Source organism: uncultured Anaerobiospirillum sp. (genome assembly GCF_902485895.1).
In the GTDB taxonomy this organism is placed as follows: Bacteria; Pseudomonadota; Gammaproteobacteria; order Enterobacterales; family Succinivibrionaceae; genus Anaerobiospirillum; species Anaerobiospirillum succiniciproducens.
Map to the genome: position 1 here is coordinate 149,422 of NZ_CABTML010000007.1, position 15,246 is coordinate 164,667.

The following is a 15,246-nucleotide window of genomic DNA, read 5'->3' on the forward strand; positions in this document are numbered from 1 at the left end:
CCATGCAGTGCTTACTTGTTTAAGATAGCCTGAATAGCTGCAGCTGCATCAGTGCGAGATACAGTCTGCTGATCTTGAGCTGCCATGTCCTTAATTGACAGGGTGTTGTTCTTAAGCTCATCATCGCCAAAGATCACAGCCACCTTAGCTTGAACCTTGTCAGCACGCTTTAACAGCTTCTTGAAGTTACCGCCGCCGCAGTGGTTCATAATCTTTACACCAGGTAAAGCTGCACGTAAGTCACGGCATAAGAGTAATTGCTCAGCTTCAGCCTCTTCACCCATACCGCAAACATATACATCTACCTGTGGCTTAGGTGCTACTTTTTCTAAAGTAGTAAGGAGAAGCACTAAACGCTCTAAACCTAAACCAAAACCAACAGCCTTAGTTGCCTTGCCACCTAACTGCTCGACTAAGCCGTCATAACGACCACCGCCGCAAACAGTACCCTGAGCACCTAAAGCAGTAGTAGTCCACTCAAATACGGTCAGATTGTAGTAATCAAGACCACGTACTAAGCGTGGGTTAATCTTAAAGCTAATGCCTAAAGAGGTCAGGTGCTTTTGTAAGGTTTCAAAGTGGTTACGGCTTTCTTCGCCTAAGAAATCGTATAAGGATGGAGCGCCTTTTAAGATCTCTTGAACCTTTTCATCCTTGCTGTCTAACACACGCAGTGGGTTGGTGTGAGTACGACGCTTAGAATCCTCATCCAGATCCTCAAAGTGAGCCTCTAAGTACTTAACTAAGTTCTCTTTGTAAGCAGCGCGTTCTTCGGCATTGCCCAAGGTATTGAGCTCTAAACATAAGTGCTCGCTAATACCTAACTTTTGCCAAATCTCATTGCTAAGGGCAATGATCTCAGCATCGATGTCTGGACCATTTAAACCAAACACTTCAACGCCAAGTTGATGGAACTGACGGTAACGACCCTTTTGTGGACGCTCATGACGGAACATTGGGCCCATGTACCACAGTCTTTGCTCCTGATTGTAGATTAATGAGTGTTCTAAGGCAGCACGCACACAACCTGCTGTACCCTCAGGACGCAGTGATAAGCTATCACCTGAACGATCCTCGAAAGTGTACATTTCCTTTTCTACAACATCGGTCACTTCACCGATAGCACGGCAGAAAAGATTGGTCTGCTCAACGATAGGCATACGTACTTCGCTATAGCCAAAAGAGGCTGTAGTGTCACGTAAGACCTTCTCAACCTGCTGCCAGACGGAAGTATCCTCAGGAAGCAGATCGTTCATACCGCGAATTGCCTGAATAGACTGGGCCATTACTCTCGATCCTTTAACTTGATTCTTCTAAAACCGACAGAACCTTTAGCAAATATCTCGCTTTTGACTAAACAAGGCATTTGCTAACAAGTCCTGCTCATTGCACAGTAAACAGCTATTGTACGCGATTGTGCTTAGCTATAACTTAGTCTTAGCCGAAAAAATGCAACTGTTAAGATTATGAAAAGACACGCCCCGTTGCAAGCACTATTTCATACAATCGGCAAAGATAAGCTCAATTTGTCCTCAATCCACATAAGTTAAGGCATCAGCTAGCCTCATAACACAGACTAACTACCACCTCATATTTGTTCACATACCATCAAAAAGCAAAACGGCACACCTTCAAGCTAAGAAGATATGCCGTTTTCAATTGTTTGCATTGCGCCACCATCAAGCAAACCTCAGGAGCTTGCTGCTTGCTAGCTTATTTGGCAGCCTCAAGCGCTATATCACGTTACGCGTGTAAACAAGCTTGCTAGATTATTTGGCAGCCGCTAAGCCGTCAACCGATTGCGCATAAACAAGCTTTCTAAAATATTTGTGGGCGCAACTATCTAAATTATTTAGTGGCAGCGATGGCACGGACACAACTATCTAAATTATTTGGTAGCAGCGATGGCGCGGACACAACTATCTAAATTATTTGGTAGCAGCGATGGCGCGGACGCGGCTTTCTAAACGATCGATGATCTCTTCGTTCTTGATGCGACCCATCATTTCGCCGTTTTCGTAGATCATGGACATGCCATTCTTACCGCCACAGATAGCAACATCAGCACGTAATGCCTCACCTGGGCCGTTAACGATACAGCCCATCACAGCAACCTTAACAGGCTGACGAATGTCTGAGAGCTTTTCTTCTAAGGACTTAACAGTACCAACTACATCTAAACCACGACGTGAACAAGTTGGACAAGCAACCACGTTAATACCACGGGTTCTTAAGTGCATGCTCTTTAAGATAGCCCAACCTACCTTAACCTCTTCAATTGGGTCGGCAGCTAAAGAAACACGCAGAGTATCACCAATACCCTTAGATAAGAGTAAGCCTAAACCGATAGATGAAAGTACGGTACCGCCAGTTAAACCACCTGCCTCAGTAATACCTAAGTGCAGAGGAGCATCACACTCAGAAGCCAGCTTTTCATAAGCAGCGACGCATAAGTTAAGCTCAGATGCCTTTACAGAGAAGGCGTAATCTCTAAAGTTGTGGCTCTCTAGAATATCAGCTGAACGTAGTGCAGCCTCAACCATTGCATCAGGGGTTGGAGAACCATACTTATCGAGCAGATCCTTATCTAAGGAGCCTGCATTTACACCCACACGAATTGGCAGACCGTGGTCTTTAGCTGCCTGGCACACTGCCTCAACTTTTTCACGTGAGCCGATATTGCCTGGATTGATACGTAAAGCTGCAGCACCATTCTCGGCACAAGCAATAGCAATACGATAGTCAAAGTGAATATCTGCAACGACAGGAACCTTAGATTGCGCACAAATGCTCTTAAAAGCTTCGGCAGCAGGTAGTGTAGGAACAGATACACGTACGATATCTGCACCAACATCTGCAAGATCATTAACCTGCTTTACAGTAGCCTCAACATCTAAGGTCTCAGTGCAAGTCATACTCTGAACTGAAATTGGAGCATCACCGCCAACAAGTACTGAACCAACCTTGATCTGACGTGACTTACGACGCTTGATCTCAGGAGCCTGCCATTCCATTGATATTCCTCTCAATAAGGTAGTTCAAATGCACCAAGCAAAGCACCATATACAGCTTTAGTCTTGGTCTAGCCTACCTATCCTGCCAGCTTTAATGTAAAGACATTGCCTCTTTACTTTATCTGGAGTACAGCAAAATAAAACTATGTGCCCGCACCATTGCACAAATACAGCAAAGCAATGGCCAAGCTTAATCTTCATAATGTACTACACAAAATTAATCTATGCAGCAAAGTTGCGCTAAAAGCTCAATCATACCGACAAATCTAGGCTTTATGCAGCAAAAAGGGGTAACAACAAAGCCATAGGCTCTGCAGTTACCCCTTTAAAAAGCTCATAGCATCATCAAGTAGCAAAGCCTAAGAATTAGCCCTGTTTTTAATGATGCTTGTCATCACCAGCCATATATATGGCTTTATTTCTTTTAGCGCATTGGCAGGTCGAACTTAACTTGCTTACCTGCTGGCATAGAGATATGACCGCCCATGTATGAAATCTTCACCGCGTCAGTTGAAGAGATCTGTACATTAATTGGCGGAATACCAGTTACCTTCACGCTATCGCCATTGTCGTATGTACCAGAGGCTAACACCTTACCGCTGCTATCAACAACCTTTAAGGCAACTCTCTTGATTACGCTAATCTCGGCACGATTTAAAGATGCTAGACCATCACGGTTTACCACGCGAACAGAACTTGAGATGTTCTTGAGGTTACCACTTAGCTCCACATCCTTGGCAGCTTCCTTTGCTTTTGCCTCAGCCTCTGCTTTTGCCTTAGCTTCTGCCTCAGCTTTGGCTTTAGCTTGAGCAAGCTTTTCATCCCTTTGCTCGGTAGCAACAGTCATATTAGTCTGTGCTGGCGCAGTGATATTGGCATTGCCTATGTTGGCATTGCTCATATTGACATTGCCGTTGTTGGCATTGTTAGCAACTGTGATATTGGCATTGCCAATGTTGGCATTGTTAGCAACACTTATGTTGGCATTTGGAGGAAGGTCAAGCGGAGACTTCTCCTTTGCTGCCTGAGCAGGCTTCAAATCGATAGAGCCATCAGCACTTTGCTGCATAGCCATTTGCTGAGCAGTAGCACGAGCAGTATTTTCATCAACTACACGTACCTCAGGACCATTTTGGTTATTAGGATCCTGAATCACTACTTGGCCTTGGCCGTTCTGTGGTGCGTTTGAGGCATAGATCTCTACAGCACTTTGAGTGGTATCAATCTGTGCGTTCTGTGCTATTTGAACCTTCTGCTCTTCATTTTTGCTTGCCTCTTGAGCAGAGAAGACAAAATAGCCTGCAGTAGCCACTAAGACTACTAACACCACCATCAGCCAACTACGCGCAAGCTGAATATCAAACTTCTTTTTTGGCTTTTCATCAGAGATAACAGTAATGCTCTGAGCAAGCTGCTTACGATAACGCGCAATTAAATCATCTTGATCCAGACCAAAGAGCTTGCCGTAACGACCAATAAAGCTCTCAGCAAAATCTTTAACGGTATGGAAACACATACGATCGTTTTCGATATCAGCAACAGTAGCTGGGCGAGCACGAATCTCGTTGGCAACTTCGTTGATTGACATCTTGCGCTTAATACGATGAGAACGTAACAGCTGTCCTGCAGTAAGCTCTTCATAAGGCTTCTTTTCGTTCTCTTCGTCAGACTCGTAAGTGTAAGGGTTAACCTTTGGAGGCTCGAGCGCATCAGGTTTGACTTTGAGGTTCTCGTCTTTCTCATTTTCCTCTAAACCGGAGGTATCGATTCCTTGAGGAAAGAAAGACTTAGAGCGCAAAGACTCTGATTTAACTTCACCACCTTTAGCGTTGGACTTCTTCTTCTCAACGAGCTCTGGATTGTTGGCAACTTGAACACGTGACTTTTCGATAGCGTCCTCAAGGGTCATGCCGCCAGATTTTGACTTGTTTTTGTTGGACTTTGCTGCCATTTTTTAGCCTCATGTACGCGTGCTTTGACACGCTGCAGCAGAATTTTGCTAAGACTGACACAGTTGTTTGATAAACCCATTACCTAGCAAATTTGAGGTAATGGTGTATTTATCTTATTCCTTACCTGTGCTGACCTTAGCCTCAATCTTGGTGTCTTTGAGCTTCTCAAGCTGCTCATTTAAACCGCGCAGACGACGCTGCTGAACTTGACCAGCAAGCTGACCACAAGCGGCGGCGATATCATCACCACGAGTGGTACGGGTAATCACAGTCATACCGTACTGTTCAGTGAGCACCTTAAAGAAGCGATCGATACGGCTGTTACTTGGGCGCTTATATTCAGAATCCTCATGAGGATTGAATGGAATTAAATTGATCTTACAAGGAATGTCCTTTAAGAGCGCGGCAAGTTCATGGGCCTGATCGGTTGAATCGTTTACATGATCGAGCAGTACATATTCAATAGTGACTCGACCACAGTTGGCATTGGAATTATCAATGTAATTACGTACTGCAGCTAACAGATCCTTAAGTGGGAACTTCTGATTAACTGGTACGAGCACGTCACGTAACTCATCGTTCGGAGCGTGTAAGGATAATGCTAAAGCCACGTCTACCTTGCCTGCGATCTTATTGAGGGCAGGAACAATACCACTTGTAGAGATAGTAACGCGGCGCTTAGATAAAGCAAAAGCATTATCAGAAAGCAAAATCTTGGTTACAGATAAAACGTTTTGTACGTTTAATAAAGGCTCACCCATGCCCATCATTACGATGTTGGAGATTGGCTTGTACTCACCATTCTCGCTAAAACCAACACGGGTAGCAGCACGCCATACCTGGCCAATGATTTCACTTACAGTAAGGTTGCGGCTATAGCCTGACTTACCGGTACGGCAGAATGAGCACTTAACCGGGCAGCCTACCTGAGTAGAAATACATAAAGTGTTACGATCAGGCTCTGGAATTAATACAGTCTCAACTAATGAGCCATCGCCTACATCTAAAGCCCACTTAATGGTGCCGTCTGCAGATTTTTGTTCACTTACGATCTCAGGAGCCTGAATAGTAGCTACCTTCTTTAACATGGCACGAGTGTCTTTTTTGATGTTGGACATCTCATCAAAGTCAACTACGCCCCATTGGTAGATCCACTTTAAGATCTGAGTTGCTCTGAATGGCTTTTCACCATGAGCCACACAAAACTCTTTTAAGCCATCTGGATCAAGGTTCATTAAGTTGACAAGATTCTCTGACATAACACCTCTCTGGAAAAACGCAGCTACCTTGGGGTAAGACGTTTTTCAGCGCATCTGCGCTGCAACCACATTAAAACAGAATCCTAAAGAATTTAGGAGTAAGGCCTTAACTAGACCACTACCATGCTAAGAGCAGCCGTGATCTACTAACGCTACTTATAATTGACTCAAAAAAGACAGTTATAGTGCTTGTAAGTTTTGGCACAAACACTAAATTATACAAAAATTTTGCGACATACAACGCAAAAAAACCGCAACAATGACAGCTATTCAGCCAAAATTTACCAATAACGGCCCAAGAGGCCTCAGGCATTAAATTACACCCAATTTCCTAAGCTCAACTAAGCTAGACCTTCCTTTAGAAATTCATATTTAGCTATGGGATTATGCAATCTTTAGAAAGTCATATTTAGCTATGGGATTATGCAATCTTTAGAAAGTCATATTTTGCTATGGGATTATGCAATCATTCAAAAGCAAAAAGGCCTTGTCTCAAGCATGTTAAGTGAGACAAGACCTTTTGTAAGGTAGATATGGGCTCTACCTTGTAATTGAACTAAGCTTTAGCTTAATTACTTGTTATCAGCAACGTCAAAGCTCTTTAAGGACCAAATGTTGTGTACATAGTCCTCGATGGAGCGATCTGATGAGAACTTGCCCATAGATGCAGAGTTGATGATAGCAGCGCGTGCCCAACGCTCCTTGTCCTTGTACATCTCTTCTACGCGCTTGTGAGCATCGCGGTATGAAGCAAAGTCAGCAAGTACTAAGAATGGATCACCGTGATCTAACAGTGAACGCTTGATGGAGGATAAGGCACCGGCCTGACCTGGGGTGAAGTAGTCAGTGTCTAACCAGTCTAAAGCTGACTTAAGAACTGGATCGGCATTGTAGTAATCCCATGGGTTGTAACCACGTGCCTTGAGCTCTTGAACCTCTTCAACTGACAGACCGAAGATGAAGTTGTTCTCTACACCGGCCTCAGCAACGATTTCGATGTTTGCACCGTCCATGGTACCTAAGGTTAAGGCACCATTCATGGAGAACTTCATGTTAGAAGTACCAGAAGCCTCATAACCAGCAGTAGAGATCTGCTCGGAGATGTCAGCAGCTGGAATGATCTTCTCAGCTAAGCTTACACGGTAGTTAGGAATGAAGACAACCTTAAGCTGGTTACGGATGCGGTGGTCATTGTTAATACGCTCACCAATCTTGTTGATTGCGTAAATAATGTCCTTAGCAAGAGTGTAAGCAGGAGCAGCCTTAGCGCCGAAGATGAAGACCTGAGGAACGATGGTCTTAGCAGGATCAGCGAGCAGCTCGTTGTATAAGCTTAAGATGTATAAGAGGTTTAAGTGCTGACGCTTGTACTCGTGCAGACGCTTAACCTGAACGTCAAACAGAGCGTTAGGGTCAACATCAACACCACACAGCTTCTTGATTTCAGCAGCTAAAGCAACCTTGTTTGCGTGCTTAACATCCATGAAGCGCTTGCGGAAGTCTGCGTTGTCAGCGTATGGACGCATCTTAGCGCAAGACTCAAGGTGCAGAGGCCAATCCTTACCAGAAACCTCGTTGTAGAGCTCAGCTAAGCCTGGGTTACATGCTAATAACCAACGACGTGGGGTAACACCGTTAGTTACGTTGCAGAAACGATCTGGCCAAATAGCAGCAAACTCTGGGAAGAGCTGCTCACGAACGAGCTTAGAGTGAATCTCAGCTACGCCGTTAACGCGACGGGATGCGATAACACACAGGTTAGCCATACGAACCATGCGGCATGGGCCTTCCTCGATAATAGAAAGCTTAGCACGCTTTTCGTTATCACCTGGCCACATACGCTCAACGTCACCGTCTAAGAAGCGAGCATTGATTTCGTAGATGATCTCTAAGTGACGTGGCAGGAGACGCTCAAAGAGGTATACAGGCCACTTCTCTAATGCCTCAGGCAGCAGAGTGTGGTTGGTGTAAGCAAATACCTCAGTTACGATCTTCCATGCTGCATCCCATGATAAGCCTTCCTCATCAATGAGCAGACGCATTAACTCAGGAACAGCAATAGTTGGGTGAGTATCGTTAAGCTGAATAGCAATCTTGCTTGCAAATGAAGAATAGTCGTGGTGATGAGCACGATTGTAACGACGCAGAATGTCCTTTAAGGAACATGCGCAGAAGAAGTACTGCTGAGTTAAACGCAGCATCTTACCTGCTTCAGTAGAGTCGTTAGGATAGAGAACCTTAGAGATGGTCTCGCACTGAGCCTTTTCTTCCTGTGCGTCTACGTAACCGCCAGCGTTGAAAACGTCCCAGTTGAACTGCTCAGTTGCACGAGATTCCCACAGACGTAATACGGTAACAGATGCGCCACGGAAACCTACAACAGGGATATCCCAAGGTACACCCTTAATCATGTGAGCAGGGTGCCATACTTTCTGCACAGTACCATCAGGAGCAGTCTGAACCTCAACGTAACCGCCTACAGGGATTTCCTGGGTAGACTCAGGACGGCAAACTTCCCATGGGCAGCCGTACTCACGCCATGAATCAGGACGCTCAACCTGGCGACCACCACGGATTTCCTGACGGAACAGACCGTTCTCATAGTGCAGACCGTAGCCGATAGATGGGTACTTTAATGTAGCTAAAGAGTCAATATAGCAGGCAGCAAGACGACCTAAACCACCGTTACCTAATGCCATATCTGGCTCTTCATCGCACAGCTCGTTGATATCGATACCAAGCTCAGCTAAAGCTTTCTTACAGGTATCGTAAACTTCGAGGTTGCACATGTTGTTAACAGTCAGACGGCCCATTAAGAACTCAGCTGACAGGTAGTTAACAGCACGGGTATCGTTAGATGCGTGGGTGAACTGGGTCTGAGTTAAACGCTCAAATACGAGCTCGTTTACTGCATAAACCACAGCCTGCCACCAAGCTAAAGGAGAGGCCTTCTTCTCAGAAGTACCAATAGATCTTCTTAAGTGAGTAGTAATAGAGTCTTTAAATTGCTCTACTGTTGGGTGGAATAAGTCATTAGTGCATGAGCACTCTGCAGCAGTATTTACTGCATCAGCCACAGGGGCCTTTGCAGTGGTGTTAGCAGTCTTCTTAGAATGCTTGCTTGCCATTTAATCCTCCGAAAGATTGATTACGGCATATGAGGACAAACGAGAGTAATAAAACCACTCCAAGTTTTCTTGTGACTAAACTAGTCCTCAAGTATGTTGTTTTAAATAGCTTTAAGTAAAAACTTAGATAAGCTTTACAACACACATAGCGTGTACAGAGTCCTGTGCAAAACTATCTATACCGCAAACCTGCCTTACAACAAAAGCAAGTAAGTCGGCTGCCTCGTCAAACTTTAAGGTCAGTGCGAGACATATCACCCTACTAAGAGCTCGCCGTGCATAGTTGACCAAGATAAACTTGGCACCAGACTTACCTTTTATTGCATGGCGTTGCCTAACGGAATATCACTCAGGTGCATGAGCGCCATAAGTTGAAGCAATCAAGCTATCAAACCATGATTCCATCAGGATCGGGTATAGATTTATTAATGCACTATGGTTCTGTGCAACGCGTGAATACTTTAGGAAGTACGATTACGCTCGTCTTAGTAAACACGTCTTTGAGCACACAAAGGAGAGTGTCTCAAGCTTCATAAAAACACCTTATGGAAGTATGAACACTTGAGTGCATAGATGAGTAGATAGCTTTTATTGCTATCTTGTTTGAATGGCAAAACTACATAAGAGTCATTGAGCAATAGCCAAAGCTAACGCAGCAAAGAAACACCTACATAGACTCCCAAGCTTTGTCTGATTGTTCAAACCTTGATAAAGCTTTAGTAAAAGCTACCAAAGCGCTATTAAAGCGTTGTCAATCAGTAAAAAAGCAACCTAGGCTTTTGCACCCACCATGTATGTGCTTGTAGGTATGTTTACCAACTGAATAATTTGTATACCAATACAAAAATAATTCATATCAGGCATATATAACGCCTAGCTAGGATTGTAGCACATAGCTTCTGTAAAAGATGTGCTGTTGCTTACAACAAGTGCAAATACACGTACTTTTCACCAAAATTCAGCACAAGTTACATCATGATTTACAAGGCAGATCACACTCTTGCTACCCACGTTATCCCACCTGCCTTTAAGTTAGCATAAGCTAACATATTGCATTTTCTACAATCACTATACCCAGCACCATTTACCCACATCAGAGCACAATATGACGAGTTCAAGCCAAAACAGATCCACCGTAGCCTCTCCATCTTAAAGGCCACACCAACCCTCGCCATGATCTTAACGATGGCATAATCGCAAGATGAGCTCATTTTGATTTTTTGAGGAGATCTTAAGATCTCTCTAATTTTGACATTTTTATAGACTAAAAATGAAAAAGCCCCGTAGAGCGTATCTACAGGGCCTTTTTTGCAAGATCCAAGTTTTCCTAGAACTTAAGTTCATCTGGAATTGGCAGATCTTTATCAAGATCTCGAGGTCGATTAGGAGCCTTGCCTTCGTTATAAGCTTTAGTACCCATAACCCATGCTAATACTTGTGCCACAGCTTGGAACAGACCACGTGGAATTTCTCTGTCTAAGTCGGTGGTGTAGTACAAAGAACGAGCTAAAGGCGGCAGCTGCATAACTGGAATCTTGTACTCGCGAGCAATCTCTTTGATCTTCTCTGCAACCTCATCAACACCCTTAGCTACAACCACTGGTGCTAATTCGCCATTAGGATCATAAGAAAGAGCTACCGCATAGTGAGTTGGGTTTGTAACAACCACGTCTGCAGTTGGAACCTTTGACATCATGCGTCGTGCAGCCATTTCGTACTGCATACGCTTCATACGGCTCTTAATCTGAGGGTTACCCTCAGTCTCTTTCATTTCATCCTTGAGTTCCTGCTTGGTCATACGTAACTGCTGACGATATTGCCAATACTGGAACGGCACATCGATCATAATGATCGGAATCATGGCGCTCACGATGATCACCATGAAGATGAAGAGAATATTCATCGCATCACGTACTGCGGCAAATACATCAATGTATGAAAGACGCAAGATTTCGTTGATACGACCACTAATCAAGAAATAACAAATCGAACCGATACAGGCTACTTTAGCAATACTCTTAATGAGCTCAACTATCGAGTTCATCGAAAAGATTCGTTTGAATCCATTGATTGGGTTGAGCTTGTCTGGCTTTGGCATCATTGCTTCTGTGGAGAAGTTCATGCCACCAATCATGATATTGCCAATGAATGCTGCAACGAGCATCGAAAAACAGATCGCAAGCAAAGGAATGGCGACGAGCACAATGTCCTGGAAGAACACACGTCCCATTTCATAAGTATCAAATGCTTGAGACTTAGTTAAAGTAAAGGAATGCTTCATCAAGGTGGTCATTCCTTCACCTAAGTAAGGAGATACCAGCCAAATGGAAGCTACGCCTGAGAGCAGCACAAAGAATGTTCCTGCCTCTCTCGATCGTGGGAGCTGACCTTTTTTACGCGCATCCGATATTCGTTTACCGGTTGGCTCTTCGGTCTTCTCCTGTCCGTCGGACGACTCGGCCATTTCATCTCCTCTGTCATTGCTAAGGACAACTAAAGACCAAGACGTATAACGTCGTACTCATCATGCACAAGCATGACAAGACACCAGATTACCTATATTGATGAGTACTACTGCAAGATTTGAGATCTCAATTTACGTGCAGTGCTGTAATAAGGTGGGCTTTAACTGACCTAGGCTAGGAATACTATGGACGCATCCATAGTACTGGCACTAAAGGTGATTCATACGATCGCAAGCAGACGCTATCTATAAAGCGCCTCAAGCCTTGCAGACAAAACAGCAAGCTCGTGTTTTATGCGATCAATGTGTACTCATCCACGCAATTCTACAAATTTTGTTCTCTTATTACCACCTGATGTAAGCGCAAACTAGACAAATATCACCTAGGCAAGCACATGTACCTATTGCTATGCACCATTTTGCCCATCATAAGAACAAAAATAGCCTGTAGCATTGCTCCGCCCTTAGTGTAGTTTTTGCTAGCGCAACTTATCCATAACTTATCGCCCATAAAAGCACAAAAGCCTAGCTTTCATGTTTAGAAAGCTAGGCTTTTGCTTGAAGACTAAGTGCTTAAGAACATTTGCACGTCTTAATATCTGTTTGTGCTTAGTCTAAGAGATCAGCACGGTTGCCATTAGCCTCAAGCCACTGACGGCGATCGTCAGAACGCTTAGATGCAAGCAACATGTCCATAAGACCAAAGGTTTCCTCTTGGTTCTCTTCATCTAAGGTCAGCTTAATAAGGCGACGTGACTGAGGAGCTAAGGTGGTCTCATGGAGCTGCTCTGGGTTCATCTCACCTAAACCTTTGAAGCGCTGAATCTTAATTGATTCTGGCTTAGCACCACGACGTAAAAATAGCTTTTGCTTTTGCTCAAGCTCAGCTTCATCTAAGGCATATGCCTTATCTTTACCGCAGTCGATACGGAAAAGAGGAGGGCATGCCACATAGACGTGACCTTCTTGAACTAACTTAGTAAAGTGACGCACGAACAAGGCGCACAGTAAGGTACCGATGTGCAGACCGTCTGAATCAGCATCAGCAAGAATACAAATCTTGTTATAGCGCAGGCCCTTTAAGTCATCAGAGTCTGGCTCTAATCCGATCGCTACTGAAATATCATGCACTTCTTGTGAAGCTAAAGCACGAGAGCCCGATACTTCCCAAGTATTTAAGATCTTGCCACGCAGCGGCAAAATAGCCTGGAAAGTTGCATCACGAGCTTGACGAGCAGAACCACCTGCAGAGTTACCCTCTACAATAAAGAGCTCTGAGCGTGAAGGATCGGTTGAGGTGCAATCTACTAACTTACCAGGCAGCTGAGGACCACGGGTAGCCTTCTTACGCTCTACTACCTTTGATGAAGCCTCTCGAGACTTAGCGTTACTAATAACACGATTAGCTAAAGCTGTTGCTGCCTCAACATTGGAGTTGAGATATAAGGAAAAACGATCTTTAACCGCGTTATCGACTAATTGAGCACACTCACGAGAAGAGAGCTTCTCTTTAGTCTGACCAGCAAACTGCGGATCGCGAATCTTAATTGACAGAACAAAAGAACAGCCAATCCAAATATCATCTGCAGTTAGCTTAAGACCACGTGGCAGCAGATTATGTAAATCGCAAAACTCTCTCATAGCAGAGAGTAAACCTACTCTTAAGCCATTAACGTGGGTGCCACCCTCAGCAGTTGGAATTAGGTTTACGAATGACTCGCGTACTGGCTCAGCATGTTCAAGCTCCCAAGTAACTGCAAAGGCTACTTCAGAGTCTTCGGCCTTCACTACCTCTGAGTATGGAGGCGCAGGCAGAATCTTACGGCCATCACACTGATTTAACAGGTAATTACCTAAAGAGCCCTCATGAGTCCAAGTAAATTCTTCACCGGTCTTCTCATTAACAAAATGTACTGAGAGATTTGGGCATAACACAGCCTTTGCCTTTAAAAGATGCATTAAGCTCTTAAAGGCAAAGTGTCCATTATCAAAGTACTTAGCATCAGGCCAGAAACGAATAGAAGTACCAGTATCTTTCTTGTTGCAAGTACCAATGCTATGCAGATCTTCTACCTTATAGCCATTTTCATAGGCAATAAACCAGATCTTGCCCTCACGCTGAATCTTGGCTTCAAGACGGGTAGACAGTGCGTTAACCACGCTCACACCTACACCATGCAAGCCACCTGAGAAGCCGTAGTTTTCTTTATTGAACTTACCGCCAGCGTGCAGCTTGGCAAAGATAAGCTCAACTGCAGGAACCTTTTCAGTAGGATGCATATCAACAGGCATACCACGACCATTATCGGTAACCTCCAATGATTCATCATCATGAAGTACAACCTCTATATGGGAGGCATGACCTGCTAAGGCCTCGTCAACCGAGTTATCGATAACTTCCATACCCAAGTGATTTGGGCTGGTTGTATCGGTATACATACCAGGTCTGCGACGTACAGGCTCAAGACCTTCAAGCACCTCAATCGAGGAGCCGTCATAAGTTGATTCTGCTTTTGCCATACCGACAGAAAATCCTATAAAGACATCAAGATCATCAAATTAAGCAAAGCAACAATGCAATCGACTTATTTGATGACATAAAAACTAGGAGAGCAAAGATAGCACAAAGATGACTGCAAGCCAAAAACAATCAGCATAAGATGTACTACACACAGTCCATCACATAAAACATCATCTAGCTTAAAGCTATCATCCTTATATAAGGAGTGCTATCTTTCTAATGGGCTCTTAATTGCACGTCATGCTAACCCCACTTTAAGGCAAAGATGTGCAAAGTGGGAAAAAATAGCTTAAAGACCATCTCAAAGCTAACTTGAGCTACTGTAATCGGTTAAGTGCTCCTTAAGAAATTAAGATTGCATGTCTTAGACGTTAGATCTTGACTAAAAAGCCATCACAAATAAGGCTTATCTGCCTTATTCTGCATGTAAACCTTGCAATAACCCCATTAGAGGCTCCTTTTAAAAACCCATGAAAAGGCCATTCTTAGGCAAAATGAGCGCCAAATGAGCTCTTTTGGAGATCCTTTTAGAGCCAACTTTGCACTCAATAATTTGATATATATGCCGTTTATCATGATCTTAATAAGGGTAATTGGAAAAAAGATGTAAAATTTTTGTGAAAGTTGTTGACAGTGTGAAAGCACACTGTATAATGGGCAACGTTTTCTGACGACGTGGGGTTATAGCTCAGTTGGGAGAGCGCTTGCATGGCATGCAAGAGGTCATCGGTTCGATCCCGATTAGCTCCACCATTAAGTTAGAAACAAAAACCACCGATGGGGGTATAGCTCAGTTGGGAGAGCATCTGCTTTGCAAGCAGAGGGTCTACGGTTCGATCCCGTATACCTCCACCATAGATTCGGGGTTATAGCTCAGTTGGGAGAGCGCTTGCATGGCATGCAAGAGG

Annotated in this window: 7 protein-coding genes and 2 tRNA genes; 2 read left to right on the forward strand and 7 right to left on the reverse strand. The window is 44.1% G+C overall.

The genetic code is table 11. From position 1 onward, the window contains the following. Positions 1 to 11 precede the first annotated feature (11 nt). From hisS to parE, 7 genes are all read right to left on the reverse strand, one after another. On the reverse strand, positions 12 to 1,286 hold the full coding sequence (gene hisS, locus RDO37_RS00835; RefSeq protein WP_273320211.1) for a histidine--tRNA ligase: 1,275 nt from the start codon (positions 1,284 to 1,286) through the stop codon (positions 12 to 14). A 642-nt stretch (positions 1,287 to 1,928) separates the two neighbouring features. Continuing rightward, the gene (ispG, locus tag RDO37_RS00840) at positions 1,929 to 3,014 is read right to left on the reverse strand and encodes a flavodoxin-dependent (E)-4-hydroxy-3-methylbut-2-enyl-diphosphate synthase (protein ID WP_044121837.1); all 1,086 of its coding nucleotides are present in this window, start codon (positions 3,012 to 3,014) and stop codon (positions 1,929 to 1,931) included. 424 nt (positions 3,015 to 3,438) lie between these two features. Then, entirely contained in the window at positions 3,439 to 4,965 is a 1,527-nt protein-coding gene (locus tag RDO37_RS00845; protein WP_308497783.1) for a RodZ domain-containing protein, read from the reverse strand. A 114-nt stretch (positions 4,966 to 5,079) separates the two neighbouring features. Next, positions 5,080 to 6,225 (reverse strand): 23S rRNA (adenine(2503)-C(2))-methyltransferase RlmN, encoded by a 1,146-nt coding sequence (gene rlmN, locus RDO37_RS00850; protein ID WP_027939891.1) that lies wholly within the window; start codon positions 6,223 to 6,225, stop codon positions 5,080 to 5,082. A 572-nt stretch (positions 6,226 to 6,797) separates the two neighbouring features. After that, on the reverse strand, positions 6,798 to 9,353 hold the full coding sequence (locus RDO37_RS00855) for a glycogen/starch/alpha-glucan phosphorylase (RefSeq protein ID WP_308497784.1): 2,556 nt from the start codon (positions 9,351 to 9,353) through the stop codon (positions 6,798 to 6,800). 1,327 nt (positions 9,354 to 10,680) lie between these two features. Next, on the reverse strand, positions 10,681 to 11,817 hold the full coding sequence (flhB, locus tag RDO37_RS00860) for a flagellar biosynthesis protein FlhB (protein ID WP_281710797.1): 1,137 nt from the start codon (positions 11,815 to 11,817) through the stop codon (positions 10,681 to 10,683). A 609-nt stretch (positions 11,818 to 12,426) separates the two neighbouring features. Next, the gene (gene parE / locus RDO37_RS00865) at positions 12,427 to 14,337 is read right to left on the reverse strand and encodes a DNA topoisomerase IV subunit B (RefSeq protein WP_308497785.1); all 1,911 of its coding nucleotides are present in this window, start codon (positions 14,335 to 14,337) and stop codon (positions 12,427 to 12,429) included. A gap of 678 nt (positions 14,338 to 15,015) precedes the next feature. Between parE and RDO37_RS00870 the strand changes: the two genes are divergently transcribed. Next, positions 15,016 to 15,091, forward strand: a tRNA-Ala gene (locus RDO37_RS00870). A gap of 26 nt (positions 15,092 to 15,117) precedes the next feature. Continuing rightward, a tRNA-Ala gene (locus RDO37_RS00875) sits at positions 15,118 to 15,193 on the forward strand. The last annotated feature ends 53 nt before the right edge of the window (positions 15,194 to 15,246 follow it).

Bases quoted from the DNA above. Each gene is read 5' to 3' on its own strand.
- ispG (WP_044121837.1), bottom strand. From the start codon at position 3,014: ATGGAATGGCAGGCTCCTGAGATCAAGCGTCGTAAGTCACGTCAGATC.
- hisS (WP_273320211.1), bottom strand. From the start codon at position 1,286: ATGGCCCAGTCTATTCAGGCAATTCGCGGTATGAACGATCTGCTTCCT.
- parE (WP_308497785.1), bottom strand. From the start codon at position 14,337: ATGGCAAAAGCAGAATCAACTTATGACGGCTCCTCGATTGAGGTGCTT.
- flhB (WP_281710797.1), bottom strand. From the start codon at position 11,817: ATGGCCGAGTCGTCCGACGGACAGGAGAAGACCGAAGAGCCAACCGGT.
- rlmN (WP_027939891.1), bottom strand. From the start codon at position 6,225: ATGTCAGAGAATCTTGTCAACTTAATGAACCTTGATCCAGATGGCTTA.
- RDO37_RS00845 (WP_308497783.1), bottom strand. From the start codon at position 4,965: ATGGCAGCAAAGTCCAACAAAAACAAGTCAAAATCTGGCGGCATGACC.
- RDO37_RS00855 (WP_308497784.1), bottom strand. From the start codon at position 9,353: ATGGCAAGCAAGCATTCTAAGAAGACTGCTAACACCACTGCAAAGGCC.